The organism is Mesorhizobium sp. M0938 (genome assembly GCF_040319125.1).
Classification (GTDB): domain Bacteria; phylum Pseudomonadota; class Alphaproteobacteria; order Rhizobiales; family Rhizobiaceae; genus Mesorhizobium; species Mesorhizobium robiniae.
In genome coordinates this window covers 147,826-173,119 of the sequence record NZ_JAMYNS010000002.1, presented here as the reverse complement: position 1 = coordinate 173,119, position 25,294 = coordinate 147,826, and the positions used below count along the sequence as shown (strand labels likewise).

General features: G+C 61.5%; 22 protein-coding genes and 1 riboswitch. Of the genes, 10 read left to right on the top strand and 12 right to left on the bottom strand.

Annotation, left to right across the window (positions count from 1 at the left end; all coding sequences use genetic code 11):
• A complete protein-coding gene (locus NKH73_RS03510; RefSeq protein WP_352928125.1) occupies window positions 1–645 on the bottom strand; it encodes a thiamine diphosphokinase in 645 nt (214 codons plus the stop codon).
• Window positions 646–747: 102 nt separating this feature from the next.
• A riboswitch (TPP riboswitch) is annotated at window positions 748–862 on the top strand.
• A gap of 43 nt (window positions 863–905) precedes the next feature.
• Between NKH73_RS03510 and thiB the strand changes: the two genes are divergently transcribed.
• The 4 genes from thiB (at window position 906) to NKH73_RS03490 (ending at window position 6,278) form a co-directional block, all read left to right on the top strand.
• Window positions 906–1,919 (top strand): thiamine ABC transporter substrate binding subunit, encoded by a 1,014-nt coding sequence (thiB, locus tag NKH73_RS03505; protein WP_352928122.1) that lies wholly within the window; start codon window positions 906–908, stop codon window positions 1,917–1,919.
• 248 nt (window positions 1,920–2,167) lie between these two features.
• Window positions 2,168–3,787, top strand: a complete 1,620-nt coding sequence (gene thiP / locus NKH73_RS03500; protein WP_352928120.1) for a thiamine/thiamine pyrophosphate ABC transporter permease — start codon at window positions 2,168–2,170, stop codon at window positions 3,785–3,787.
• On the top strand, window positions 3,784–4,557 hold the full coding sequence (gene thiQ / locus NKH73_RS03495; RefSeq protein ID WP_352928117.1) for a thiamine ABC transporter ATP-binding protein: 774 nt from the start codon (window positions 3,784–3,786) through the stop codon (window positions 4,555–4,557). The genes thiP and thiQ overlap by 4 nt, the downstream gene beginning before the upstream one ends.
• A gap of 293 nt (window positions 4,558–4,850) precedes the next feature.
• Window positions 4,851–6,278 carry a M48 family metalloprotease gene (locus NKH73_RS03490; protein WP_352928757.1) on the top strand — a complete coding sequence of 476 codons (1,428 nt, stop codon included), beginning with the start codon at window positions 4,851–4,853 and terminating at the stop codon, window positions 6,276–6,278.
• Between the two features lie 71 nt (window positions 6,279–6,349).
• Here the strand turns inward: NKH73_RS03490 and NKH73_RS03485 are convergent, their stop codons facing one another.
• Window positions 6,350–7,213 carry an RNA polymerase factor sigma-32 gene (locus tag NKH73_RS03485; RefSeq protein ID WP_352928114.1) on the bottom strand — a complete coding sequence of 288 codons (864 nt, stop codon included), beginning with the start codon at window positions 7,211–7,213 and terminating at the stop codon, window positions 6,350–6,352.
• A 330-nt stretch (window positions 7,214–7,543) separates the two neighbouring features.
• Between NKH73_RS03485 and NKH73_RS03480 the strand changes: the two genes are divergently transcribed.
• The 3 genes from NKH73_RS03480 to NKH73_RS03470 all read left to right on the top strand — a co-directional run bounded on the left by NKH73_RS03480 (window position 7,544) and on the right by NKH73_RS03470 (window position 9,926).
• The gene (locus NKH73_RS03480; RefSeq protein ID WP_352928111.1) at window positions 7,544–8,317 is read left to right on the top strand and encodes an amino acid ABC transporter substrate-binding protein; all 774 of its coding nucleotides are present in this window, start codon (window positions 7,544–7,546) and stop codon (window positions 8,315–8,317) included.
• Window positions 8,318–8,475: 158 nt separating this feature from the next.
• Window positions 8,476–9,156 carry an amino acid ABC transporter permease gene (locus NKH73_RS03475; protein WP_029348816.1) on the top strand — a complete coding sequence of 227 codons (681 nt, stop codon included), beginning with the start codon at window positions 8,476–8,478 and terminating at the stop codon, window positions 9,154–9,156.
• Window positions 9,153–9,926, top strand: a complete 774-nt coding sequence (locus tag NKH73_RS03470; RefSeq protein WP_352928106.1) for an amino acid ABC transporter ATP-binding protein — start codon at window positions 9,153–9,155, stop codon at window positions 9,924–9,926. Before NKH73_RS03475 ends, NKH73_RS03470 begins: the two co-directional genes overlap by 4 nt.
• A 137-nt stretch (window positions 9,927–10,063) precedes the next feature.
• Here the strand turns inward: NKH73_RS03470 and NKH73_RS03465 are convergent, their stop codons facing one another.
• The 5 genes from NKH73_RS03465 to NKH73_RS03445 all read right to left on the bottom strand — a co-directional run bounded on the left by NKH73_RS03465 (window position 10,064) and on the right by NKH73_RS03445 (window position 16,577).
• Window positions 10,064–10,645 (bottom strand): CarD family transcriptional regulator, encoded by a 582-nt coding sequence (locus NKH73_RS03465; protein ID WP_027152934.1) that lies wholly within the window; start codon window positions 10,643–10,645, stop codon window positions 10,064–10,066.
• Between the two features lie 365 nt (window positions 10,646–11,010).
• Window positions 11,011–11,349: a ferredoxin FdxA gene (gene fdxA, locus NKH73_RS03460; protein ID WP_095487362.1), complete on the bottom strand. Its 339-nt coding sequence runs from the start codon at window positions 11,347–11,349 to the stop codon at window positions 11,011–11,013.
• 148 nt (window positions 11,350–11,497) lie between these two features.
• Window positions 11,498–11,884: an RNA-binding S4 domain-containing protein gene (locus NKH73_RS03455; RefSeq protein ID WP_352928100.1), complete on the bottom strand. Its 387-nt coding sequence runs from the start codon at window positions 11,882–11,884 to the stop codon at window positions 11,498–11,500.
• A gap of 14 nt (window positions 11,885–11,898) precedes the next feature.
• Window positions 11,899–15,303, bottom strand: coding sequence for a helicase-related protein (locus NKH73_RS03450; protein WP_352928097.1), 3,405 nt, complete (start codon window positions 15,301–15,303; stop codon window positions 11,899–11,901).
• A 689-nt stretch (window positions 15,304–15,992) separates the two neighbouring features.
• Window positions 15,993–16,577: a TetR/AcrR family transcriptional regulator gene (locus NKH73_RS03445; protein ID WP_352928094.1), complete on the bottom strand. Its 585-nt coding sequence runs from the start codon at window positions 16,575–16,577 to the stop codon at window positions 15,993–15,995.
• A 35-nt stretch (window positions 16,578–16,612) separates the two neighbouring features.
• Between NKH73_RS03445 and NKH73_RS03440 the strand changes: the two genes are divergently transcribed.
• A complete protein-coding gene (locus NKH73_RS03440) occupies window positions 16,613–17,911 on the top strand; it encodes an FAD-dependent oxidoreductase (protein WP_352928091.1) in 1,299 nt (432 codons plus the stop codon).
• A gap of 50 nt (window positions 17,912–17,961) precedes the next feature.
• On the opposite strand, the gene phbB is transcribed toward NKH73_RS03440, so the two are convergent.
• Both phbB and NKH73_RS03430 read right to left on the bottom strand, forming a co-directional pair.
• The gene (gene phbB, locus NKH73_RS03435) at window positions 17,962–18,684 is read right to left on the bottom strand and encodes an acetoacetyl-CoA reductase (protein WP_352928088.1); all 723 of its coding nucleotides are present in this window, start codon (window positions 18,682–18,684) and stop codon (window positions 17,962–17,964) included.
• Between the two features lie 126 nt (window positions 18,685–18,810).
• Window positions 18,811–19,995 (bottom strand): acetyl-CoA C-acetyltransferase, encoded by a 1,185-nt coding sequence (locus tag NKH73_RS03430; RefSeq protein WP_352928085.1) that lies wholly within the window; start codon window positions 19,993–19,995, stop codon window positions 18,811–18,813.
• Between the two features lie 297 nt (window positions 19,996–20,292).
• On the opposite strand from NKH73_RS03430, the gene phaR reads away from it, so the two are divergent.
• Entirely contained in the window at window positions 20,293–20,904 is a 612-nt protein-coding gene (phaR, locus tag NKH73_RS03425) for a polyhydroxyalkanoate synthesis repressor PhaR (protein WP_352928082.1), read from the top strand.
• Window positions 20,905–20,998: 94 nt separating this feature from the next.
• Here the strand turns inward: phaR and NKH73_RS03420 are convergent, their stop codons facing one another.
• The 3 genes from NKH73_RS03420 to NKH73_RS03410 all read right to left on the bottom strand — a co-directional run bounded on the left by NKH73_RS03420 (window position 20,999) and on the right by NKH73_RS03410 (window position 24,126).
• On the bottom strand, window positions 20,999–21,157 hold the full coding sequence (locus tag NKH73_RS03420; protein ID WP_352928079.1) for a hypothetical protein: 159 nt from the start codon (window positions 21,155–21,157) through the stop codon (window positions 20,999–21,001).
• 33 nt (window positions 21,158–21,190) lie between these two features.
• On the bottom strand, window positions 21,191–21,841 hold the full coding sequence (locus tag NKH73_RS03415) for a hypothetical protein (RefSeq protein WP_352928077.1): 651 nt from the start codon (window positions 21,839–21,841) through the stop codon (window positions 21,191–21,193).
• Window positions 21,842–22,992: 1,151 nt separating this feature from the next.
• A complete protein-coding gene (locus tag NKH73_RS03410) occupies window positions 22,993–24,126 on the bottom strand; it encodes a helix-turn-helix transcriptional regulator (protein ID WP_352928075.1) in 1,134 nt (377 codons plus the stop codon).
• 353 nt (window positions 24,127–24,479) lie between these two features.
• Between NKH73_RS03410 and NKH73_RS03405 the strand changes: the two genes are divergently transcribed.
• A complete protein-coding gene (locus NKH73_RS03405) occupies window positions 24,480–25,262 on the top strand; it encodes a 3-hydroxybutyrate dehydrogenase (protein ID WP_352928072.1) in 783 nt (260 codons plus the stop codon).
• The last annotated feature ends 32 nt before the right edge of the window (window positions 25,263–25,294 follow it).

The window sequence follows — 25,294 nt, the reverse complement described above, 5'->3', positions numbered from 1 at the left end:
TCAGCTTTCAGGTAGGGGAAAAGGATGGGCGAGCAACAGCGCGCGGCCGCTGCCCAGCGCGATTTCGAGCCGGCCCTTGACTTCGTTGGAAATGGTCAACGACGAGCCGAACGCCACTTCGACATGGTTCAGCGGCCATTTGGCGCCGGTAACGGTCAGGCCGGAAAGGTCGGAGAAGCCGAGGATCGAAAACAGCGTGCCGTCGGTGTAATCGAAGCCGGTCTTTCCGGGAAGCAAGGGGATGCCTTCCTGTGCGCCGCTAGTCAAAAGCACCTCTATGCCTGCCTCGGCCAGTCGGATGCTGAGCGCGAGGTGCAGGAAGGCGTGGTCGGTGCGCTTGCCGCCGAACGCGCCGGCGAGCACGAGGCTGGTCGCGCCGCGTTCGAGCGCGGCGGCGATAGCCAGTTCGCCGTCGGTCTTGTCCTTTTCTGCCGGAAAGACCTGGCGGGGTACGGCGGCCAGATCGTCCGGCAAATCCGCCGGCACCGAATCAAAGTCGCCGACCCAGAGTTCCGGCGTCAGGCCCAGCGTCCGAGCATGGCCGATGCCGGCGTCGGCGGCGATGACACGGGAGCCTTCGACCTGGCGGTCGAGCAGCGGCGTGCGGATAAGATCGCCGCCAAGCAGGATGGTAAATTTGCTCATATGCGTGGCCCTTACCAGCCCTGCTTGCGAAACGGAAGGCCGTGCTCCGGATGCCCTGCAAACTTCAGCTTGCGCAGCACTTCGGCCGGGCCTATGTGTCGAAACGCTCTAACGGGGTGCTGGACGCGATCTTCGCGGACCGGCTGAGAGGCAACAATGCCAACCCGCTGAACCTGATCCGGTTTGTACCGGCGGAGGGATTAGACGTTTCGGACAACCCGACGCCTCAATTCCTTTCAATGCCAACGAAGGAGGCGCCGATGCGCACGCTGTTATACTCTCTTGTTTCGGCAATGCTGCTTGCGGCATCCATTCTGGGCGGCACCGGGCCGGCATCCGCGCAGGAGAAACTCACCGTCTATACCTATGAGAGCTTCACCGCCGAGTGGGGTCCAGGCCCCGCGGTGAAGAAGGCGTTCGAGGCGGAATGCGGCTGTTCTCTCGAATTCGTCGCGGTCGCCGACGGCGTCGCGCTGCTCAACCGCGTCAGACTGGAAGGGGCCGCGACCAAGGCCGACATCGTGCTCGGCCTCGATACCAATCTGACGGTGGAAGCCAAGGCCACCGGCCTGTTTTCGCCGCATGGCCCGGTGTCGGACGTCAAAGTGCCGGGGGGCTGGAGCGACGATATTTTCGTGCCGTTCGACTATGGCTATTTCGCCGTCGTCTACGACACCGAAAAGCTGAAGACCCCGCCGAAAAGCCTGAAGGAATTGGTCGAGGGCAATGCCGATGAGAAGATAGTCATCCAGGATCCGCGCACCTCAACGCCAGGTCTCGGCCTGCTGTTATGGGTGAGGTCGGTCTATGGCGACAAGGCGCCGGAAGCCTGGGCCAAGCTCAGGGCAAAGGTGCTCACCGTGACGCCGGGCTGGAGCGAGGCCTATGGCCTATTCACTAAGGGCGAGGCGCCGATGGTGCTGTCCTACACCACGTCGCCGGCCTATCACATGGTCGCCGAGAACACCGAACGCTATCAGGCGGCCTCCTTCGAGGAGGGCGAATATCTGCAGATCGAGGTCGCCGGCATCACCACGTCAGGCGCGAAGAACCCGCTGGCGCAAAAGTTCCTGACCTTCATGACCGGGCCGAAATTCCAGAACGTCATCCCCGAGACGAACTGGATGTTCCCGGCCGGGAAAACCGACAAGCCACTCAACCCGGCTTTCGACAAATTGGTCAAGCCCACCAAGACCTTGCTGTTCAGCCCCGAAGAGGTCGCCGCCAACCGCAAGGCCTGGGTCGACGAATGGCTGTCGGTGATGAGCAAGTAGCTTCTGATTGACGATGATCACTCTACGGCGCCCCCCTCTGTCCTGCCGGACATCTCCCCCACAAGGGGGGAGATCGGCCGTCATGCCGGCTTTCGCCAATCTCCGACATTGCCGGAATGAGCGGAGCGCTGAACCTGCCAATCTCCCCCCTCGTGGGGGAGATGCCAAGTGGTGGCAAAGAGGGCAGGACAGAGGGGGGCGCGAAGGAACGCAATCCTCGCTAAGAATCTCGAATCTGGTGGTCTAGCGTGCAACGCGCGCCATCATCGGATTCCCGCATCACCGCCGGCATTCTTGCGCTCGCCGCTATCGCATTGCTGATCGGCGGTGCGTTTGCCGGTCTCATCGTCGAGGGCGCGCGCGACCTGTCCGGCGCCGCGTCGGCCTTTGATTCCTACCTCTTCCGCATCGCCCGTTTCACCCTGTGGCAGGCGCTTCTCTCGACGCTGTTCTCCGTCGTGCCGGCGTTGTTCGTTGCGCGGGCGCTGTCGAGGCATCCGCGGTTCTTCGGCCGCGGCTTCATCCTGCAGCTCTTCGCAGTGCCGCTGGCGCTGCCGGCCATCGTCGCAGCGCTCGGCATTCTGGCCCTCTATGGCCGTGCCGGCTATTTCGCCGGTGTGCTCAGCGCGATTGGCGGTCAGGGCTGGCCGGGCATCTACGGCCTGTCCGGCATCCTCGTTGCCCATGTCTTCTTCAACCTGCCGCTGGCCACGCGGCTGTTCCTTGAGGCGCTGAGTACCGTGCCGGTCGACCAGTGGCGACTGGCGAGCCAGCTCGGCATGGGCGCCAGACCCGCCTTCCGGCTGATCGAATGGCCGACGCTGCGCGCGGCACTGCCGGGGGTCGCCGGGCTTGTTTTCATGCTTTGCATCACATCCTTCACCATCGTGCTCACGCTGGGCGGCGGGCCGCGCGCGACGACACTGGAGGTCGCCATCTACCAGGCGCTGCGTTTCGATTTCGATCCCGCCCGCGCCGTCACGCTGACGCTGCTGCAGATCGCGTTGACCTTCGTCGTGGTGCTGGCACTGATGAGGCTTGGCGCCAACACCGTCGGCGATGCCAACCTGCCGGTGGCGCAGCGCCGGTATCTTTCGGCCGGCCTTCCCGAGACCGTGCTGAACACAACATTGATCGTTCTGGCGTTGCTGTTCGTCGCCGGGCCGATGGCGGCCACGGTGATGTCGGGCCTTGGCGCCGATCTCGGCCGGCTGGCGGGCGAAAGCGCGGTGCGGCAAGCGGCGCTGACCAGCGCCGTGCTCGCCTTGCTGGCGGCGCTGCTTTCCGTCGCCCTGTCACTGTCGCTCGTAATGGCGCGAAGGGCGCTGGACTTGAAGCGCAGCGCCGGTGCCAAGACGCTGCTCGAACATGCCACCGATACCGGCGCCGGCTTCGTCCTCGTCGTGCCGCCCATCGTCATCGGCGCCGGCTGGTTCCTGCTCTTGCGTACCGTCAGCGATGTCTTTGCCATCGCCCCTGTCATGGTCGTCACCGTCAATGCGGTGATGGCGATGCCGTTTGCCATCCGCGCTATTCGCCCCGGCTATGATGCGGCGAGCGAACGCCACGAACGGCTCTGTCTGCTGCTTGGCATTTCGGGCTGGAGCCGGTTTTGGCTTATCGACTGGCCGTCGTTGCGGCGGCCGCTCGCCACCGGCTTCGCCTTTGCCATGGCCTTGTCGCTCGGCGATCTCGGCGTCATTGCGCTGTTCGGCAGCGACGCCCTGCAGACGCTGCCCTATCTCTTGCTGGCGCGCATGGGCAGTTACCGTACGATGGACGCCGCGGGCTTGGCGTTGCTGCTCGGCCTGGTCTGTCTCGCGCTTGTCCTGGCCGCGGATCGGCTGGGGCGGGGAGAAAAGACATGACGCTCAACAGCACGGAAAACGGTACGGCTGTGCGGCTGGAAAAGGTCTCGTTCAGCCATAGTGAAGCGCCGTTTTTGTTCGATGTCGAATTCGCCGCCTCGAAGATCACCGCGATCATGGGGCCGAGCGGCTCGGGAAAATCGACGCTGCTCAATCTGGTGGCCGGCTTCGAAACACCGCGATCGGGTCGCGTGCTGATCGGTGGCGCCGATGTCGGCGCCAAACCACCATCGACACGACCCGTATCGATGGTGTTCCAGGAAAACAATCTCTTTGCGCATCTTTCGGTCGAACGAAATGTCGGTCTTGGCCGCTCGCCGACGCTCAGGCTGACCGAAGCCGACCGCGCGGCAATCGCCGAGGCGCTCAAGCGCGTCGGCCTTGCCGGCAAGGAACAGCGTCTGCCCCGCGAGCTCTCCGGTGGCGAGCGGCAGCGCGTCGCGCTCGCCCGCGTGCTGGTGCGCAACCGGCCGGTGCTTTTGCTCGACGAACCGTTCGCTTCGCTCGGGCCGGCCTTGCGCGACGACATGCTCGATCTGGTAGCCAGCGTCCATGCGGAGCGGCGCATGACAGTGCTGTTCGTCACGCATCAGCCGGAAGAGGCGCACCGTATCGGCCAGGACATGGTGTTCCTGGACAATGGCACGGTTGCCGCAACCGGGGCTGTCGCCGATTTTTTCACCAAGGCTGGACCGGAAGCCTTCAGGCGCTATATCGGTGCAGGTTCGTTTGGCGCCGAATCACGAGATATTGCCCGGAAGCGGACATAATTTACGGCCAAACCGGCTGCAGGCGATGCGGCGCTTGCTTGCCATGGTCAAAGTAGTGTGGCTAGGTCCTCCGATACTGGTCCGGCATAGGCTGTGATTTGCCACTACGTGCCGCGCGTGCTCGTACACGCGAAGCTGTTGCAGTTTGATTTGCGCATGATCCTTCCGAAAATCGATGCCCGATTTTCAGGGAGTCATGTGCCGAGACCCGAAAGGAAGCTGTTCTGCCGACCGGCACCGACAGAGTGAGAAGGAAACCGCTGGCGCGCTTCGTCGCGCTGGCCGGCCTTGCCATGGCGCTGGCAAGCTGCCAGATGTTCACGCCTCCGGACGTTCAGGAATCCGGCTTCCAGCCTTCCAGCAAACCGGTCACGGTCGACAACGTCGCCGCCAACAGCAAGCTCGCCGAAATGGCGAAGGCGCAGCACCCGCGCATCCTCGCCACCTATGGCGGCGAGTATTCCGATCCCAAGCTCGAGCGTATGGTCGCCAAGGTCGTCGGCAGCCTGACCGTCGTGTCGGCCAATCCGACCCAAACCTACCGCATCACCATCCTCAATTCGCCCAACGTCAATGCTTTCGCGCTGCCGGGCGGCTATCTCTACATCACGCGCGGCCTGTTGGCGTTGGCCAACGATTCGGCCGAGCTCGCCGCGGTGATCGCGCATGAGATGGGCCACGTCACTGCAAACCACGGATTGCAGCGCCAGCAGCTCGAAGCCGAGGAGGGGTTTGCAACCAAGGTCGTCTCGGATGTGCTCGGCGACAGCCCGACCGCCAAGGCGGCACTGATCCGCGGCAAGCTGCGGCTTGCCCAGTTCTCGCGCAATCAGGAGTTGGAGGCCGACGGCATCGGCATCAGGTCGATCGGCGAGGCGGGCTTCGATCCCTTTGCCGCCGGCCGATTCCTGCAGTCTATGTCGGCCTACACCGATTTCCGCTCGATCAGCGGCGCCACCGACGCCAGTCTCGACTTCCTGGCGACGCATCCCAATACGCCGCAACGCATCGATTTGGCGCAGCGCCATGCCCGCCAGTTCGGCGCCCCCGGCGTCGGCACGCGCGACCGTGCCCCCTTCCTCGCCGGCATAGACGGCCTGCTGTATGGCGACACGCCGGAAGAAGGTTATGTGCGTGGCGAAACCTTCCTCCATCCGGGGCTCGGCGTGTCGTTCTCGGTGCCCGATGGCTTCATCATCGACAACTCGGCTGCGGCAGTGACGGCAACCGGGCCGGGCGACATAGCGATCCGCTTCGACGGCGTTTCGATCGACAAGAGCCGCTCGCTGACCGACTACATCCGCAGCGGCTGGGTGGCCGGGCTCGATGAAAGCAGCGTGCGCCAGGAAACGATCAACGGCAACGAGGCGGCGACGGCGCATGCCAGCGCCGAGGGCTGGCAGTTCGACATCGCGGTGATCCGAGCCGGCGGCCAGGTCTACCGGCTGTTGACGGCAGCTCCCTCCGCCAGCACCACGCTGGACTCGGTGGCGCGCTCGGTCAGCGGTTCCTTCCGCGTGTTGAGTGCGGCGGAGAAAGCGGCGCTGAAGCCGCTGCACGTCCGCGTCGTCACGGTGCAGCCCGGACAGACCATGGGTTCGCTTGCCGCGCAGATGGTCGGCGTCGACCGCAAGCTCGACCTGTTCCGGGTGCTCAATGCGATGTCGCCCGGTGCTGCCGTTTCGGCCGGCGATAAGGTCAAGATCATCACCGACAGGTAGGGTGTGTCGATATTCAGGTGACTGCGGCCCGCAAACGGTAGTTTCCCGCGCTTCCAGCCTTCGCTGGTACGCTAGGCGGCTGTCGCCAAAAACTCGGGGTTTTGCTTCACCAGCGCCACCTTGAGCTTTTCCATGGCGCGTGCCTCGATCTGGCGGACGCGCTCCTTGGAGATGCCGAGTGCCTCGCCGAGTGCTTCGAGCGTCGCGCCCTCGTCGCTCAACCGACGCTCCTCGATGATCCTGAGCTCGCGGGCATTAAGCGCGCCGAGCGCCGTTTTCAGCCAGAGAGAGCGGCGTTCGACGTCGATCGTGTCACCCACGACCTCGTCCGGCAAAGGATCGTCCGAAACCAGGAATTCCATCCGTTCGGTGGCGCCGGAATCATCGGCGAGCGGCTGGTTGAGTGAGCTGTCCGGCGCAGAAAGGCGGGAATCCATCATCGCCACGTCGGCCTCGGAGACGCCCAGCGCCACCGACACCTCGCGATAGAGCGAGGTGTTCGAGATCGGCTCGGCGCCATTTGCCAAGCGGGCGCGCAAGCGCCGCAAATTGAAGAACAGTGCCTTTTGCGCCGAACTGGTGCCGCCGCGCACGATCGACCAGTTGCGCAGGATATAGTCCTGCATCGAGGCGCGGATCCACCATGTCGCATAGGTCGAAAACCGCACTTCGCGCTCCGGTTCGAAGCGGGCCGCTGCCTCCAGCAGGCCAACATGGCCTTCCTGAACCAGGTCACCCAGGGGCAAGCCATAGTGGCGGAACTTCGAGGCCATGGAAATGACCAGCCGCATATGCGCCATGGCGATTTGGTGCAGCGCCTGCTGGTCGTTATCTTCCTTCCAGCGCAATGCGAGCACGTGCTCCTCGTCGCGCTCGAGATAGGGGGCTTTCATCGCCGCGCGGACCATGGTTCGCCCTGCCGTATCTTCCATCATGCCGCGCTCCCTGTTCCGGGCGTTGCGGTGCGATCGCTCGACCCTGAGCTGGCATCGTGGTTGAATTGGCGACGCCGCGCCCTACAACAGCCAAGAACGTGCCACGCGGGTGAATGGTTCCGCCGCTGATGTCGCGTGGATTGGGCTGTCAGAAAAACCCATCACGGCGGTCGCTAGGTGGCGGGTTGGTGTGATTCGACTGGTTGTGAGAATTGGATTTCGGAAGCGGCTCATTTTTGAAATCTGGTTCCTTATTTTGCCAGTCCGTATCTGTCAGTTTCCGGCGCTTAGAATGTGCCGGGCACCGGCCAAGGACGGGATCACAGAAAAATGAAATGGCTTAAATCGCTCATCGTCGTCGCAACATTGCAGGTTCTGGCCGTCACATCAGGCCATGCTGGCGCCAATCTCGATCAGATCAAGCAGGCCGGTGTCCTCAAGATCGGCACCGAAGGCACCTATGCTCCCTTCACCTATCATGATGCCTCAGGCGCGTTGGTCGGCTTCGATGTCGAGATCGCCCAGGCGATCGCCAAGCGCCTTGGCGTCAAGGCCGAATTCCTCGAGGGCAAATGGGACGGGCTGATCGCCGGCCTCGACGCCGAGCGCTATGACGCCGTCGTCAACCAGGTGGGCATCACCGAGGCGCGCAAGGCCAAGTATGATTTCTCCGATCCCTACATTGCTTCCAAGGCGGTGCTGATCGTGCGCGGCGACAACACCGACATCAAGAACTTTGCCGATCTCAAGGGCAAGAAGGCGGCGCAGTCGCTGACCTCGAATTTCGGCAAGCTCGCCGAAACGAACGGCGCCGAGCTCGTCGGCACCGATGGTTTCGACCAGTCGATCCAGCTGCTTCTTACCGGCCGCGCCGACGCGACCATCAACGACAGCCTGTCGTTCCTTGATTTCAAGAAGCACAAGCCCGACGCCAATGTGAAGATCGCCGCCCAGGAAGAAAACGCCGACTATTCCGGCGTGATCGTGCGCAAGGGCGATCCGGAGCTGGTCGCCGCGATCAATCAGGCGCTGGCGGACATCAAGGCCGACGGCACCTACCAGAAGATTGCAGACACCTATTTCGGCCAGGACGTTTCGAAGTAAACGCATTTCACTGAGCGGGCCTTTTGCCGGCCCGCATGACAAGTATCGCGGCGAGCCGTCTTTGACGGCCGCCGCTTTTCGCGTGATATGACGACCGTATGATCGCGCCTCGATGCTGCCGGGCCTGTTTTGGGCGGCAATCTCGCAAGGAGGTTTTCGTGCCGCACTGGCTGCAATTGATGCTGGACTCGTTACCCACGCTGCTATGGGCCGCGCTGATCTTCACCGTGCCGCTAACACTGCTGTCGTTCGCATTTGGTCTGTTCGTCGGGCTGGTTGCGGCGCTTGTCCGGCTGTTCGGCCCGAAGCCGCTGGTCGCCGTGGTCCGCTTCTACGTTTGGATCTTCCGTGGCACGCCACTCCTGGTGCAGCTCTTCCTGATCTTCTACGGCCTGCCCTCGGTCGGCATCCTGCTCGACGCTTTTTCAGCCGCGCTGATCGGCTTCACGCTTAACATCGGCGCCTATACGTCGGAAATCATCCGCGCCGTCATAGGCTCGGTGCCGAAGGGGCAATGGGAGGCAGCCTATTCGATAGGCATGACCTGGAGCCAGGCGATGCGGCGCACCATACTGCCTCAGGCCGGCCGCGTCGCGGTGCCGCCGCTGTCCAACACCTTCATCTCGCTGGTCAAGGATACATCACTGGCCGCCGCCATCACCGTGCCGGAAATGTTCCAGGCGGCGCAGCGCATCGTCGCCACCACCTATGAGCCGCTGATCCTGTACATCGAGGCGGCGGCCCTCTATCTGGCGTTGAGCTCCGTGCTGTCGGCATTGCAGACGCGTTTGGAAAAGCGGCTCAACCGCTATGGCGGCTTCCTGGAGGCGCGCTCATGATCGGTCTCACCGACATCGAGAAGCGCTTCGGCGACAACCTCGTGCTGAAGGGGGTGACCGTCACCATCGAGGAGGGCAGCGTCACCGCCCTTGTCGGTCCCTCGGGCGGCGGGAAAAGCACGCTCTTGCGCTGCATCAACCTGCTCGAGATTCCGACTTCGGGCACAGTGCGCATCGGCGACGACGCGCTCGAATTCCAACCCGGCGGCAAGGTTTCCGCAACGGCCATCCGGCGCCTGCGGCTGCAGACCGGCATGGTGTTCCAGAATTTCCAGCTGTTCCCACACCGCACCGCGATCGAGAATGTCATGGAGGGGCTGGTGACTGTGCTGAAATGGCCGACGGCGAGGGCGCGCGAGCGGGCGCTCGCTCTGCTCGAGAAGGTCGGCATGGCGCACAAGGCCGATGCCTGGCCGGCGACGCTGTCAGGTGGCCAGCAGCAACGCGTGGCGATTGCCAGGGCGCTGGCGCCATCGCCGAAAGTGCTGTTGTGCGATGAGCCGACCTCGGCGCTGGATCCGGAACTGGCGCAGGAGGTGGTCGACGTGCTCAGCCAGCTCGCCCGCGAGGGCACTACCATGGTGATGGCGACGCACGACCTGCGCCTCGCCTCCAAGATCGCGCAGGAGGTGGTGTTCCTCGACGCCGGCGCCGTCGTCGAGAAAGGCCCCGCCGCTGTTCTGTTCAGCAATCCGGAGCGCCAGCGAACCAAGCGGTTCATCGCGACGCTGAAACAGGAGGCGGAGAAGGAAGGCGGCGGCAAAAGCTAGGTCTTCGCCTGTATGCGCTGCTACTGGCTGTCGGCGGATGAGGCACGACGAGAGACTGCACCGCGCTAAAGCACCCGATCCCCAAACAAAAACCCGGCGCGAGGCCGGGTTTTTCTAAATTCTAAGACGAGAAGCGATCAGGCAGCTTCTTCCTGCTCGGCTTCTTCGTTGTCGGCCTTGGCGCCGCGCTTCGGCCCCTTGTTGAGGTTCACCTCGATGAGACGCACCGCTTCGGTTTCCGACATGCGGTTGACGGCCGCGATCTCACGCGCCATGCGGTCGAGTGCCGCCTCATAAAGCTGGCGCTCGGAATAGGACTGCTCCGGCTGGTTGTCGGCGCGGTAGAGGTCGCGCACCACTTCCGAGATCGAGATCAGGTCGCCGGAATTGATCTTCGCATCGTATTCCTGGGCGCGGCGCGACCACATGGTGCGCTTGACGCGGGCGCGGCCCTGCACGACCTTCAGCGCGCGATCGACATAATCCTCTTCCGACAGCTTGCGCATGCCGATGGAAGTCGCCTTGGCAACCGGCACCTTCAGACGCATCTTGTCCTTCTGGAAGTCGATGACGAACAGTTCCAGCTTGTGGCCCGCAACTTCCTGCTCGTCGATCGAGACGATCTGGCCGACGCCATGCGCCGGATAGACGATGTACTCGCCGGTCTTAAAACCGTGACGCGCTGCACTGGACTTCTTCTGCGGGGTGATTGTTGCCATTACGCCATGAACTCCTTGGTGTGGTACCGGCATTCTGCCGGCCGAACTCGCGCGATCGGTAACCGATCGTTAGCCGCACAACGATGAACCCGCCGGAAAAGCCGAGGCCGGCAAACCGCATAATTGCGACTGCCTGCCCCAGATCACTCTGGTCCGGATTGAAAAATTCACCTTTCAGTGATTTGGGGCGTTTGCGCCATAAATCGACGTTGTGTCACCGGCATGTTTGGTTGATGTAACACAAAAAGTCGGAAGAATCAAGGTTTTGCTGCATGCGCGAAGGCCATGCACGACCGCCGCCTGTCACGGCAGTTAAAGCACCATGCCCTTTACGCAGCGTTACGCTGGCTGAATCAGCGGTCTTGTCAGTCGCCCTCGCCGGGCTCGGCGGAGAAATATTTCTCGAACTTGCCGGCCTCGCCATCGAAGGATTTGGCGTCGGCCGGGGGCTCCTTCTTGGCAGTGATGTTGGGCCATTTATCAGCGTATTCGGTGTTGATCTGCAGCCATTTGTCGAGGCCAGGCTCGGTGTCCGGCTTGATCGCGTCGGCCGGGCATTCCGGTTCGCAGACGCCGCAGTCGATGCACTCGTCGGGATGGATGACGAGCATGTTCTCGCCTTCGTAGAAACAGTCGACCGGACAGACCTCGATGCAGTCCATGTATTTGCATTTTATGCAATTGTCGGTCACGACATAGGTCATCAGTCGGCTCCGGGACGTCCCGCTTTTGTTGGGCTTTTTTGGTCAGGTAACGCCTTTACCTGCCGCTTGCAAGGGCAGCCATTGCGCGCGATACCGATGTTCCGGAATGGAATTCCGGAGCGGTTGGCGCCGCGAAAGCCGTTGTGCGTCAATCCTCGCCGAATAGCCGGTCGGTTTCCCGGCGTTCCTTCTTGGTCGGGCGGCCGCTGCCGGCATCGCGCAGCACGGGAATCGCATCGGGAAGGGCCTCCCCCTTTGGCACCGGCGGTGGCGACATATCCTCGTAGAGCAGGCGCGCTTCCTCGGCCGGACCGCGCCGGCTCCCTGTGCCGAGCACCTTCCAGACGAAGATGCGCCGATCGAGAGTGATGGTCAGGACGTCGCCGACCCGGACCATATCGGAGGCCTGCGCTGCTTTGTCGCGATTGATGCGGACGCGTCCGGCCACCACCAACTTCGCTGCCAGCGAGCGCGATTTCACAGCACGCGAAAAGAACAGCCATTTGTCGATGCGCTGGCTGATATCACTGACCATCGGAGCGAGCGAACTTACTTCTTCAGCTGGTCGCGCAACGCGGCGAGCTTGGCGAAGGGCGAATCCGGGTCGAAGCGCACGGGACGCTCCTCGCGAGGCTTCGGCTGGAACGCGGGCTTTCCACCTGGCGCGCCACCCTTGCCGTCCTGCCTACCGCCTTTCCAGTCAGGCCGGCTTTCGCGACGATCGGAACGCTCGCCCTGCGGCTTGCCATCGCGCCGCTCTCCCGCTTCGCCCTGGGGCTTGGGCTTGAATTTGCTGCGGTCGAAGCGCGGCTTGCCGGTGCCGTCGCGGCGCCCTTCATGGGTGGGCCGGCCGCCAGGAGCGCCGGTCGCTTGTCCGCCAGTGGCATCTGCCGGCGCGTCGCCACGGCCGTCGCGCGCGGCTTGCCCGTTGCGCGGACGATTGTCACGAGGTCTGTTGTCGTGATGGCGGTGGCGCGGGCGCTGGTCGAAGCGGCCCTGCCGCCACAACAGAATGGGTTTTGGTTCCTCGGCCTCTGCCGGAACCTCTGGAGCGGCCTCGACCGTGGCGGCTTCCGCCGACACGGCTTCCGTCGCAGGCGAAGTTTCAGAAGCCGGCTCTGCCGGTGCGACCTCAACCTCGGCGGCTTCGGGTTCTGCCTCTGGCTGAGCCGCCGATACCGCAGGTATTTCAGCTGCGGCTTCGGCCGGAGACTGCTCCTCTTTCGTGACCTCAGCTAGAGTTTCCAACTGAGCTTTCGCGACAGGTTCCGCTTCGATGGCGGGTTCTGCGGTAACTTCGGCTGTGGCCTCTGCACCGGCAGCCGCATCCGCTCCCGGACTCTCTGCCGGCGTCTCGACGTCCATAGTCTCGGCGTCCGCAGTCGCGGCTTCCGCTGCCTTGGCCTGCTCGGCTTGTTCTTGCGCCGCCTGCTTGGCCGCGGCGGCTTCACGCGCGGCATTGTCCTGTGCTTCGAGCCTGGCCCTCACCTCGACCGCCGGCTTCGGCTCGGCCCGGTAGCCGAGGCCTTTCAAAATCTCTTCCATGTCGTCGGCGGTGGCGCCGAGGATCGACATCATCGGCGGCGTCACCATGAAGGACTGGCCGTCATAGGCGCCGTCGGGGCGCTGGCCGAGTCCAGGCTTCCAGTTGGTTGCGGGCCGGATCAGGTCGGCCAGCCGTTCAAGAATGTCGACGCGCACCGCACGACGGCCGAGATTGCGATAGCCGGCCAGCTTGTAGAATGTCTTGTCGAATGTGGGGTCGATGACCACCGAGGTGCGGCCGGAGGCCAGCGCGTGAACCACGTCGCCAAAGCCGGGCTTGTCCTTGCCGTCGTTCTGCAGCGCCCACAACAGCGTCACCAGTCCGGCCGGGGCCGGCTTGATCAATGCGGGCACGAAGACGTGGTAGGCGCCGAAGCGTACACCGAGCCGGCGAAGGGCGGCGCGGCCTTCCTGGTCGAGCGACTTCATCTCCTCGGCGATGTCGCGGCGGTTGATGAGGCCGAAATTTTCGACGAGCTGGAAGGCGATGCCGCGGCCGATGCCGGTGATCTGCTCGGCGTTCTTGAGGTCGACCAGCGGCTTCAGCAAGGACTCGATCTGGAAATTGACGAAGCGCTCGGCGCGCGCCGCAACCTTGTCGCGGGCGGGTCCGGTGAGCTGTTCGTCGGCCAGCAGCACAAGGCGCGGCTTCAACGGCTCGTCGCCTGCGACCAGCGTGCCGATCGGCGCGCCGATCCAGCGCAGCGTGCCGTCGGAGCCAAGCGCGATGTCGCCGTTGGCCGAGGCGCCGAAGCGTTCGGCCCGCGCCTCGAACTCGGCTGCAAGCGCTTTCTGGGCTGCCGTGCGCACCGCCTTGGCGTCCTCGCCGCCGGCGCTCTGGTCGGCAGTGAAGCGGAACCCCTGCAACTCGCCGACATGGTGGCCTTCGACAAGGACGGTTCCGGTTGGGCTAATTTCGGCTTCAGGCATGGTATTTTCTCTAAGGCGCCGCATGAGGACGGAAGTCCTGCGGTCTACGAAGCGTTTCGTCAACCGCTCATGCAGCGCATCCGACAATCTGTCTTCGATTTCGCGCGTCTTTTCCTGCCAGTGTGCCTGATCGGCCAGCCAGCCGGGCCGGTTGGAAACGAACGTCCAGGTGCGGATCTGGGCAATCCGGTGCGACAGCGTGTCGATGTCGCCCTCGGTGGTGTCGGCGCGGCGCACCTGCTCGGCCATGTAATTCTCGTCGACATGGCCATGCCTGGCAAGGTCCATATAGATCGAGGCGATCAGGTCGGCGTGCTGGGCCGGTGCGATTTTCCTGTAGTCAGGGAGTGCGCAGGCCTCCCACAACAGCGCTACGCGCCTTGCGTCGGTGGCAAGCGCCCTTATGTCCTCGTCGCGGGACAAATGCTCGAGCGCCTGCGCATCCACCGCCGGCAGCGCACGCGTCAGGCCTTCGACCGGCGCGTTGGTCTCGGTGGAACGCTTCAGCGCATCGAGGCTGGCGAAATCGAATTGCGCGGTGCGCCATTGCAGCACTTTCACCGGGTCGAACTCATGCCCTTCGATTTTCTTGACCAGATCTTCGTCCAGCGGATCGACTTGGCCGGTGACGCCGAAGGTGCCGTCGCGCAAATGCCGGCCGGCGCGGCCGGCGATCTGGCCGAGTTCCGCCGCGGTCAGATTGCGATACTGATAGCCGTCGAACTTGCGGTTCTGGGCGAAGGCGACATGATCGAGATCGAGATTGAGGCCCATCCCGATCGCATCGGTGGCGACCAGGTAATCGACATCGCCCGATTGGAACAACTCCACCTGCGCGTTGCGCGTGCGGGGCGATAGCGCGCCAAGCACGACGGCTGCACCCCCTTGCTGGCGGCGGATCAGTTCGGCAATGGCATAGACCTCGTCGGCGGAAAAGGCGACGATCGCCGTGCGTCGCGGCAGGCGGGTCAGCTTCTTCGAGCCGGCATAGGCGAGATGCGACAGCCGTGGCCGCGTCACCACCGACACGCCTTTCAGCAGGCGCTGGAGAATGCCATGCATGGTGGCAGCACCCAGCAGCAGCGTCTCCTGGCGGCCGCGCAGATGCAGGATGCGGTCGGTGAAGATGTGGCCGCGCTCGAGATCGCCAGCCAGCTGGACCTCGTCGATGGCGACGAAGGCGGCGTCGGTCTGGCGCGGCATGGCTTCCACTGTGCAGACCGAATATCTGGCGCCGTCGGGCTGAATCTTCTCCTCGCCGGTGATGAGCGCCACCTTGTGAGCGCCGACCTTCTCGCAGACGCGCGAATAGACCTCGCGGGCGAGCAGCCTGAGCGGCAGGCCGATGATGCCGCTTTCATGCGCCACCATGCGCTCGATGGCGAGATGGGTCTTGCCAGTGTTGGTAGGGCCGAGCACGGCGGTCACGTCGCGACCGGACAGGATCAGCGGCTCTGTATGTTTCGGCTGGATGTTCATCGACCTGGAAATAAGGCTCTCTGCCTCGCATTGTCGGGTGCGCGCCCCGTGTTGGCGCGTGTGACAGCCGACACATAGGGATTTCGGGCGCGAAGCGAAAGCGGAATGTTCCGATGGCAGGTCGAAGCCTCTCGTCCGGTGTCATCAACCGATCCTGATTAAGAGTTGGAACGAGTCTGGAACGAATCAGCTACGAATCGCTGACTCCACCTGATTCAGGGTTTGTTCACGGCTATATCTGGATTTTTAAGCGGCGTAGCGCACCACATGCTGAATCCGCGAATTGGCCCGATTCATGCAGGGAGAACGCTGTCGTTAACCTTTTGCCGGCAAGCGATGACGCGGGCCAACCGGCCCGTGCCAAGATTATGAAATTATTGATCTTTCCTAATGAGCCTTAACTTTTCCGTCACTGATTAAGGCATTCGCCGTTAACGTTCCGCCCAAAGCCGGAACGAAACGGCGACGAATCAGAGATAGCCCGGAATTCCCGTTTTGTTCACCCCAACATCTTGTGTTGTGAACAGGTTTTCCACCGAGAATCCACAGGTTGTGGAGCCGGTTTTGCACACGTGGCTGAACCGCCCTTAACCTTTGCGTGCCGCTTCGGCACATATAGGCGATGCGACCGTCGGCGGCGCAGCCGCGGCATGGCGACCAGACCCCGCGCAGCAATTCCAAGCGCTGGTTCAAGGTCCATCTTTTCCCATCGCATAGCGCTGCAGCGTAGGCCCGATATTCTGAATAATGTCGTCATGGGACAGGGCGACGACGGGCGGAAGCCGCAACAAATAGCGGCACATTGCCAGACCCAGCAACTGGCTCGAAACAAGCCCGGCCCGTCGGCCTGCGTCGGCCGGATTGCCGATCGCCGCAACCACCGGCCTCACCTGATTGGCAAATACCTCGCGCAACTTTTCGGCTGCAAATTCGTGCGATGTCGACGAGCGTAGCAGGATTGCCATGCCAGGACCACTGGCCGGACCTTCCCAGACTTCGAGAAAACGCCTGATCAGTGTTTCGCCGACGGCGTTTCGGTCGATCACCCGCAGTGCCGGTAATTGCAGATCGACAACCGCCGCCCTGGCGAACAACTCGTCCTTGCTGCGGAAATAGCGGATCACCATGGCCGGATCGATCGAGGCATGCGCGGCGACGTCACGTATGGAGGCGCCGTCATAGCCGTGCTCGCCGAACAGATGCCGAGCGGCCTCAAGGATGTGGGCCCGGGTGCGGTCCGACTTGCTGGGTTTCTTCGGCTGGTTCTCGGTCATGAAAATTCATATGCCAACGACCGTTGACAAATGCAATGGGGTCGATTAGAAAGTCAACAGTTGTTGATAAATGGAGAGAGAAAATGTTGCCCGAGACAACGGAAGTCTTGATCATTGGCGCCGGCCCGACTGGCATGGCACTGTCCATCGCGCTGCATCAAGCTGGCGTCGATCACGTGCTGATCGACAGGCTGGCGCAGGGCCTGCAGAGCTCGCGTGCTGGCGTTATCCATGCGCAGACGCTGGAATCGCTTGAACCTCTAGGCGTCACGGGACGGCTGCGTGAACTTGCGCTGAAGCTGGAAAACTTCGCCATCCGCGACCGCAACCGGGCGCTGCTGAAGCTCGATTTCAGCAAGCTTCCGTCAAGACATCCCCATCTGATGATGTTGCCGCAAAATCTGACCGAGCAGGTATTCGCCGAACGGATCGCTGTCTTGGGAGGCCTCATTCATCGCTCCGTCGAGGCCAAGGCGATTGCCCGAGACGCTCACGGTGCGCATGTGACGGTGGTCGAGAACGGTCATAAGAAAGTCATATCGGCACGTTACGTCGTTGGCGCCGACGGCATGAACAGCCTGGTGCGCAAGTCGACCGGCATCGAGTTCGACGGCGCAGCCTATGATGCTTCTTTCGTGCTTGCCGATGTTCGCCTCGACTGGCCTGTCGGGCCAACCGAAGTATCGCTGTTCTTCGCACCGGCCGGGCTGGTGGTGGTGGCGCCGCTTCCGGACGGGTCGTACCGTGTTGTCGCGACAATGGATGACGCGCCGGAAAAGCCGGAGGTCGCCGATATCCAGGCGCTGCTCGACAGCCGTGGGCCAACCAGGGAAAAAACCAGGGTTCTCGACGTGGCGTGGAGCTCGCGTTTTCGCGTGCATCACCGGCTGGTCAGGTCATACCGCAAGGACCGGCTGTTCCTGATGGGCGACGCCGCGCATGTCCATAGCCCTGCGGGTGGGCAAGGCATGAACACCGGCATTATCGATGCGGTTGTGCTTGGCCAGCTGCTTGGTGACGTGGTGAACGGCGTTCGCCCGGAAGCAGAATTGGATCTCTACGAGAAGCTGCGGCGGCCGGCGGCCCAGGAAGTGCTCGAGCTGGCGGGCAGAATGACCGACATGGCGCTTGCCCGTAATCCGGTGAAGCGGTTCGTCCGGAATCTGGCGCTTTCGGTGCTGAACCTCAATCCATTCCTGAAGCGGCGCATCGCCTTGAAACTGTCGGGTCTGAGCAGGACGACGCTTGCCCGGCTGCCTGCGCCTTCGCACCAGCCGGGTCCAGTCACGCGGACCGGGCTTGCCGCCAAGACAAGGGTGAAACTCGCTGCCTGACGGCCTTTGTCTGGTGCCGGCCGTTGGCCGGCACAGGGGATCTCAAAGCCTCAGGTGATATACTGACCGCCATTGGCGGTGAGGGTCGAGCCGGTGATGAAGCCGGCGTCCTCGGAAGCGAGGAAGACGACGCAGCGTGCGATCTCCTCCGCCTCGCCGAGCCGGCCAATCGGGATTTGGGCGATGATCGATTCACGCACTTTTTCCGGCACCGCCATGACCATTTCGGTGGCGATATAGCCGGGGCAGATGACATTGACGGTGATGCCCGCGCGAGCACCCTCTTGCGCTAAGGCCTTGGTGAAGCCGATATCGCCGGCCTTCGATGCCGAATAGTTGACCTGGCCGGTCTGGCCCTTCTGGCCGTTGATCGAGGAGATGGTGATGACGCGGCCGAACTTGCGGTCGCGCATGCCGCCCCACAGCGGGTGCGTCATGTTGAAGACGCCGGACAGATTGGTGTCGATCACCTCTTTCCACTGCTCGCGCGTCATCTTGTGGAACATGGCGTCGCGGGTGATGCCGGCGTTGTTGACCAGCACGGAAACCGGGCCGAGATCGGCCTCGATCTGCTTGATGCCGGCGGCGCAGGCATCGTAGTCGGCGACCGACCATTTGTAGACCGGGATGCCTGACATCGCGTTGAATTTTTGTGCCGCTTCGTCATTGCCGGCATAATTTGCGGCGACATTGTACCCGGCATTTTTCAGGCCAATCGAAATCGCGGCGCCAATACCGCGCGATCCACCGGTGACGAGCGCTACCCTTGTCATATCTCTCCTCCCGTTATTCATGAGCGGTGGGCGACGAATAGGATCGCTCTGACGGCGATTGGACCCGTTCGCCACCGACTATTTCATGGCTTGCTCAGACTGTCTCCACGGCTTCGCATATGGCCCTCACAGTGCTTCCACGCACATGGCAACGCCCATGCCGCCGCCGATGCACAGCGTGGCGAGGCCTTTCCTGGCACTTCTGCGGCGCATCTCGTAGACCAACGTATTGAAGATGCGGGCACCTGAGGCACCGACCGGATGGCCGATGGCGATGGCGCCGCCATTGACGTTGACGATGGATGGGTCCCAGCCCATGTCCTTGTTGACGGCGCAGGCCTGGGCGGCAAAGGCCTCATTGGCCTCGACCAGGTCAAGATCGCCGACCGACCAGCCGGCCTTTGCCAGCGCCTTGCGCGAGGCAGGAATAGGCCCAGTGCCCATGATCTGCGGATCGACGCCCGCGGTTGCCCAGGAAACGATGCGCACCAGCGGCGTGATGCCGCGCTTGGCGGCTTCGGCTTCGGTCATCAGCACCACGGCAGCGGCACCGTCGTTGATGCCGGAAGCATTGGCGGCGGTCACCGTGCCTTCCTTGTCGAAGGCGGGCTTGAGCTTGGTCATCGCCTCGAGCGTGGCGCCGTGGCGGATGTACTCGTCCTGGTCGACAATGGTGTCGCCCTTCCTGCCCTTGACAGTGAAGGCAACGATCTCGTCCTTGAATTTTCCGGCCTTCTGGGCGGCCTCGGCCTTGTTCTGCGAGCCAACGGCGAACTGGTCCTGGTCGTCGCGGGTAATCTGGAACTGGTTGGCGACGTTCTCGGCCGTGTTGCCCATGTGGTAGCCATAGAAGGCGTCGGTCAGGCCGTCCTTGATCATGGTGTCGATCAGCTTGAAGTCGCCCATTTTGACGCCGCCACGCAGGTGCTGGGCATGCGGCGCCATCGACATCGATTCCTGACCGCCGGCGACGATGATTTTTGCGTCGCCCTGGGCGATCTGCTGCATGCCGAGTGCGATGGCGCGCAGGCCCGAGCCGCAGAGCTGATTGAGGCCCCAGGCGGTCGCTTCCTGCGGCACGCCGGCCGCCATTGCCGCCTGCCGTGCCGGGTTCTGGCCTTGAGCCGCGGTCAGGATCTGGCCGAGGATCACCTCATCGACCTCCTTGCCGTCGACGCCGGCACGGGCAAGCGCTTCCTTGACGGCGACGGCGCCCAGTTCATGGGCCGGTGTGTTGGCAAAGGCGCCGTTGAAGGAACCGACGGGCGTGCGCGCCGCACTGGCGACGACAATGGCATTGGAAGCGGACATGTTCTTCTCCAGACTTCGGGGGTCGAATTGGGGTGCGGTTAGCGACTTTTCTTGCCCTTTCCATGGCCCAAGTCAAACCGGAAATGGGCATGCCGGCCATGCGCCGCAAGCAGGTTGCGCATCGCCATGGAAACAGCCCGCCCGTTGCTGCGCAGCATTTTTAGCCCGCCATGCAGCATTAATCGATCCCGCACTGCACAAACCGCTTGGAATTGTGACGCTTTTGCGCATATCCTTGAAAAGCGCAATCGTTATCGGCCGCTTACTCAAGTGTGCCGGTGTCCCGGGAGGATATTGATGGCCGCGAAAGACGAACCGATTATCATCAAGAAGTATGCCAATCGCCGCCTCTATAACACCGGCACCAGCACTTATGTGACGCTCGAGGATCTTGCCGAAATGGTCAAGAAAGGCGAGGAATTCACCGTCCAGGACGCCAAGACCGGCGACGACATCACCCATCCTGTGCTGACCCAGATCATCTTCGAATTGGAGAACAAGGATGGCCAAAACATGCTGCCCATTCCGTTCCTGCGCCAGTTGATCGCCTTTTACGGCGACCAGATGCAGATGATCGTGCCGAGCTTCCTCGAGCAGTCGATGATCGCCTTCTCAAAGGAGCAAGAGCGCTTCCGCGAGCAGATGAAGGGTGCCTTGGGCAAGTCACCGCTCGACATGATGAGGATCGCCACGCCGATCAAGGCGCTGGAAGAACAGACGCGCCGCAACATGGAGATGTTCCAGAACGCCATGCGCCTGTTCACGCCCTTCCCACCCGCAGGCTCGAACGGCTCTTCCGCAGCGCCGGCAGAGCCGGCCAGGAAAGAAGCATCGGAAAAACCCGATGACCTTCAGGAGTTGAAGGAACAGATCGCCGCCATGCAGCGCAAGCTCGACACCATGTCGTGATCACTGGCCGGACAAGTCCGGCCGAAACCATCCTCAGCAGCCCGTGTCAGAACATCTCCGCCTCGAATGAGGCAGAGATGCCAGCCGGCCCACGCTATTTCGTCGTCACCGTCACCAGAGCGGTAACGGGTTTGCCGTCCACGAGGATGGGCTTGTGATGATCATCGGCAAGGAGGATGCCGATCACGTGCTTGCCGGCGGCATCCGGGCAATGGCCGAAACGAGCCTGGTTGAAGGCTGCGACCTTCCGCAATCGATCAAACAGTCAGACGCTTTGGGGGATGTCTCAGGAGCGTGGCAACAGGCACAGGCGCGAGTGCTTTTTGACCCCTGTCATATCGCAGACGTAGTATCGAACCGACCAGTCGGGCTTGGACGAGGTTGAGACGCTCCTGGTGCTGCCTCTTGGTTTGATGGTGCTAGTTGTTCCCCAGCCGCCGCCCTTCGTATTTTCGCACTTGCTCTCTTTCCCCTTGTCGTAATAGCAGGCTATTACTTGGACGGGGATGTCGCATGTGTTCGTGATTGTAACGCTATCCCAGTCGACGGTACCTCTGTTTTTGCTCGGCTTGATGTTTACACATTTGACATCTGTGTAGGGCGCTCGACCGTCGTCGTTTGATTTCTTGGAGGGCTTGGCACTCTTCGACGATGAGTCTCGCATGGCATCGGCATCGGCCTGGTCCGCCTCCTCCGTGCATTTCCATACCTTTTGCATCCAAGTTATATCAGTGTATTCTCCATACTTGGCTTCGATTTTGCGGTAGCATTTGTCGTAGTTTGCACTGGCGATGGCCTGGTTAGCCAAGAATAGGGCGAATGCGATAGCAAAACACTTCACTAAAGTTGCAATTCGTATTGTCATGGCGATCCCAAAGGAAAATTGAACTTTGTTCGAAACAGGCGCCTGTGCGCTTTGGCTCCTGCCGATGCCCACCCTAGAATTCCTTGGGAGAGCATGACCGGCCTTGGCAGGCGGTAAACTTATATTTGCCTTTGATCTTGGTAATGGTTGACCGGCCACCCGCTGGGGCACCTGACATGCATCCTGTTTTGCAAGAGCCCGCATCCTTCCAGCGGACCACAATTGGAACGCTGCAGTTGTTGACAATGAAGTGGGCCAAGGAATTGCTCCTGCGATCCATCGTCACGCATTTCACGGCGTCCTTGTATGGAGCTTTTGCTTTCTTGGCTGCGGGTTGAGCGTTATTGCTTGACGATTGATTTTGTTGGGATCCCCTGTTTGCGTAGCTTTGGCCGCAATTTACAAAGCCCTTTCCTCGTATGTTATTCCATGCTTCTTCCAAGAATTCCTCTGTGCATCCACCTTGGTTGCATGAATTTGCACGGTAGTCTCGAATTATTTTCTCTAAATATTCGCATCCATATTCGGACGCTGAAGCACCAAAGGTGCCAACTGACATAATCGACATAGATACTATAGTAGTGAGCCAATAAATCTTCATCGGTCTATTTACTAAGAAATGGATAATATTCATTTGAGAATTCCATCTGCTTTCTTTTTAGTTCAATTTCTTTTTGATCTATGCTTTGCCCATCTTAAACCGGGAGCAAAGCTGCCCCTTGTGCGACCAATCGGTGCCGTTTATGGAAATGTCGAGGACGGGCGGACTTTGTCGTCACTGTACGCAGCTTTGCCTCTCAAGCAGCCTTGGCAGTTCACCGCACTCCGTTGCACTGGCCAAGTTCAGAATCCCATCCGTTCACACAGCCTCTGCCGGAGGAGCCCGACCCTGAAGGAGGGCGCTTGGTGGGGGGCGGCGTGAAAGTGCCCGGGGCAAGTGGGGTATCATTGACGGGCGTAGGTCGATAAACCTGTATCGGCGCGGGCCTATAAGGTTGATAGTTCGAACTCGATTGTCCTGCCAAGCCGGTGATCAGAGCCGCTGCCAGTTCCTGATCGGTAGTAGAGCAGCCGCTCGATACCAAAAGACAGGCAGTTCCGATAACAGATGCATAAATCGATTTTGAATTATTCATTATGATTTGCCCCCCGGCATGTGTTCATATCCTTGATAGAACAGCTGTCCGAGGCAGTCATACCGCATTTGAGGTATGCGGATAAATTCAGCCTGTTTTAGCCAGGCGCAGCATCAAGGCAGCGAGCTCATTCTGCCGTCTGGTTTCAGTCTTCGCGAAAACCATTTTAAGCTGCGTGCGCACGGTATGGATGCTGACGCCTCGCGCTTCAGCATAGTCGCTGGGCGCCATGCCTTCAGCGACGGCTTGGGCAAGGGCAGACTCGGCGGGTGTCAGGCCGTAAACCTGGGATATAGACGTGGAGGCTGGGCGCGGAGGATGGTTTCGTACGACTAGGCTGGCGATGGGCAGGTCATCGAAAGCCTGATCGAAGATTGACAGGGCGGCCCTACGTTCGATGGGCGCAATCATTGCGCGCAATGGTGCGCCCATCGCCTGGCGAATGATGAAATCGCCCCGAAGCCGCGAAAAGTCTGCCCTTTTGATCACGCCCAATGCCGCCTGTAGTGCAGCCTCTGCCTGAGGGTCGCGGAACTGTAAAAACCCGCCGCGGCGAATGGACGCCAAGCCTGCTTCCCTTTGCAGGGTTGTCGCCGCACGATTGGCGTGAGTGACCCGCCCATGCTGGTCGATTAGAAAGAAGGCATCGCCCGACACCTCCATCATGGTGCGGTAGTCTTCACCTTCCGCGTAGGCCGGAAGGTTTCGCATCATCTCACAGGCGCGTGCGATATGCGGCGCGAGCATATGAAGCATCGATTGCAAAGGGGGCCGCACCCGATCTAGTTCTTGCTGGCGGACGTTTCCCGCAAGATAAAACAATTTGTCGCGGGAGCGGTGAAACACGATACCGCTTGCGGCAACCAGATTCTGGGTCCGCAGACAGTCATTATAAAACTCGGATTTCATCAGGTCGGCCTGATCGCAAAGCTCTTCGGAGTGAACAACTCTGCCAACGGCGCTCGCCGCCAGTCCCGCAGCCCAGACATTCTTTGAAGCGTAATACTGTCCATAGGTGTCGAGAAAATCTGGATCGATCGTGGATGTGTAGATCCCCAAACCAATCTTTTCGGCGGCGTCATGTGCATGAAGACTAATGAATGTACCGCCCAGAAGGCTTGATAGCGTCTCGACGAAGATCGCCCATTCTCGTGGCTCAGTGCTTGCTCGATAGATCGAGTGAACCAGGCCATTGAAGTCTTCGAGGGCTATCTTGGCCATGGCATCCGCGCGAAGTCGTGCTGGTGACGCTCACATCATCAAACCTGCATATTGCTAAAGATGCCGGTTTGTCGAGATGATCGATGGGGTTCGCCCCGGTTCTATCAGGTTGGATCGATATTTAGTGTGGCCGGCTTCAATGCCGCGGCCCCGAATGGATCGTGCGCTGACGCGGAAGGCGTGGGCTCCGCAGAGCTCCTCGCGTTCAGCATCCACAACTTCGAGTTAAGGCAGCATCTTCATGACGAAAATTTCATGTCGTCGCCGATCCGTGCCGCTGTTCTTGCGCCACACGAGACATATATGCTGCACTGCAATATGTTCCCGTTAGCACCCTACCGAAGGATTTCGCCTTGCCCAGCAGAAAAACCGCCATCGTCACGGGTTCCACCTCGGGCATCGGCCTGGCCATCGCCCATACACTCGCGGCGGAAGGCTGCAACGTCGTTGTCAATTCCTTTTCCGACACGGCCGACGACCGGGCCATCACCGAAGCGATTGCCAAACATCACAAGGTGAAGGCCGCCTATATCAAGGCGGACATGTCGAAGCCGGCCGAATGCCGGGCGCTGGTTGCGAAGGCAGCCGAGACATTCGGTTCGGTCGACATTCTGGTCAACAATGCTGGCATCCAGCATGTCGCGCCGGTGGAAGAATTTCCGATCGAGAAGTGGGACGCGATCATCGCCATCAATTTGTCGTCGGCCTTTCACACCATCGCTGCCGCCATCCCGCTGATGAGGCAAGCCGGCGGCGGCAGGATCGTCAACATCGCCTCGGCCCACGGGCTGGTCGCCTCGCCGTTCAAGTCGGCCTATGTCGCGGCCAAGCACGGCATCATGGGGCTGACCAAGACAGTCGCGTTGGAACTGGCGCGCGACAAGATCACCTGCAACGCCATCTGCCCCGGCTATGTGCTGACGCCGCTGGTCGAGGCTCAGATCCCCGACCAGATGAAGGCCAACAAAATGGACCGCGACACGGTGGTCCGCGAGGTCATGCTCGAAAAGCAGCCGACCAAGGAATTCGTCACGGTCGAGCAGGTCGCCGCTGCCGCGCTGTTCCTGTGCTCGGGTGCCGCAGCGCAGATCAACGGCACGCATATCTCGGTCGACGGCGGCTGGACCGCCCAGTGAATTTGGGCGCGCGAAACAAGTCTGGACAAATA

Bases quoted from the DNA above. Each gene is read 5' to 3' on its own strand.
- NKH73_RS03510 (WP_352928125.1), bottom strand. From the start codon at position 645: ATGAGCAAATTTACCATCCTGCTTGGCGGCGATCTTATCCGCACGCCG.
- thiB (WP_352928122.1), top strand. From the start codon at position 906: ATGCGCACGCTGTTATACTCTCTTGTTTCGGCAATGCTGCTTGCGGCA.
- thiQ (WP_352928117.1), top strand. From the start codon at position 3,784: ATGACGCTCAACAGCACGGAAAACGGTACGGCTGTGCGGCTGGAAAAG.
- NKH73_RS03490 (WP_352928757.1), top strand. From the start codon at position 4,851: ATGGCGCTGGCAAGCTGCCAGATGTTCACGCCTCCGGACGTTCAGGAA.
- NKH73_RS03485 (WP_352928114.1), bottom strand. From the start codon at position 7,213: ATGATGGAAGATACGGCAGGGCGAACCATGGTCCGCGCGGCGATGAAA.
- NKH73_RS03480 (WP_352928111.1), top strand. From the start codon at position 7,544: ATGAAATGGCTTAAATCGCTCATCGTCGTCGCAACATTGCAGGTTCTG.
- NKH73_RS03470 (WP_352928106.1), top strand. From the start codon at position 9,153: ATGATCGGTCTCACCGACATCGAGAAGCGCTTCGGCGACAACCTCGTG.
- NKH73_RS03465 (WP_027152934.1), bottom strand. From the start codon at position 10,645: ATGGCAACAATCACCCCGCAGAAGAAGTCCAGTGCAGCGCGTCACGGT.
- fdxA (WP_095487362.1), bottom strand. From the start codon at position 11,349: ATGACCTATGTCGTGACCGACAATTGCATAAAATGCAAATACATGGAC.
- NKH73_RS03455 (WP_352928100.1), bottom strand. From the start codon at position 11,884: ATGGTCAGTGATATCAGCCAGCGCATCGACAAATGGCTGTTCTTTTCG.
- NKH73_RS03450 (WP_352928097.1), bottom strand. From the start codon at position 15,303: ATGAACATCCAGCCGAAACATACAGAGCCGCTGATCCTGTCCGGTCGC.
- NKH73_RS03445 (WP_352928094.1), bottom strand. From the start codon at position 16,577: ATGACCGAGAACCAGCCGAAGAAACCCAGCAAGTCGGACCGCACCCGG.
- NKH73_RS03440 (WP_352928091.1), top strand. From the start codon at position 16,613: ATGGGGTCGATTAGAAAGTCAACAGTTGTTGATAAATGGAGAGAGAAA.
- phbB (WP_352928088.1), bottom strand. From the start codon at position 18,684: ATGACAAGGGTAGCGCTCGTCACCGGTGGATCGCGCGGTATTGGCGCC.
- NKH73_RS03430 (WP_352928085.1), bottom strand. From the start codon at position 19,995: ATGTCCGCTTCCAATGCCATTGTCGTCGCCAGTGCGGCGCGCACGCCC.
- phaR (WP_352928082.1), top strand. From the start codon at position 20,293: ATGGCCGCGAAAGACGAACCGATTATCATCAAGAAGTATGCCAATCGC.
- NKH73_RS03410 (WP_352928075.1), bottom strand. From the start codon at position 24,126: ATGGCCAAGATAGCCCTCGAAGACTTCAATGGCCTGGTTCACTCGATC.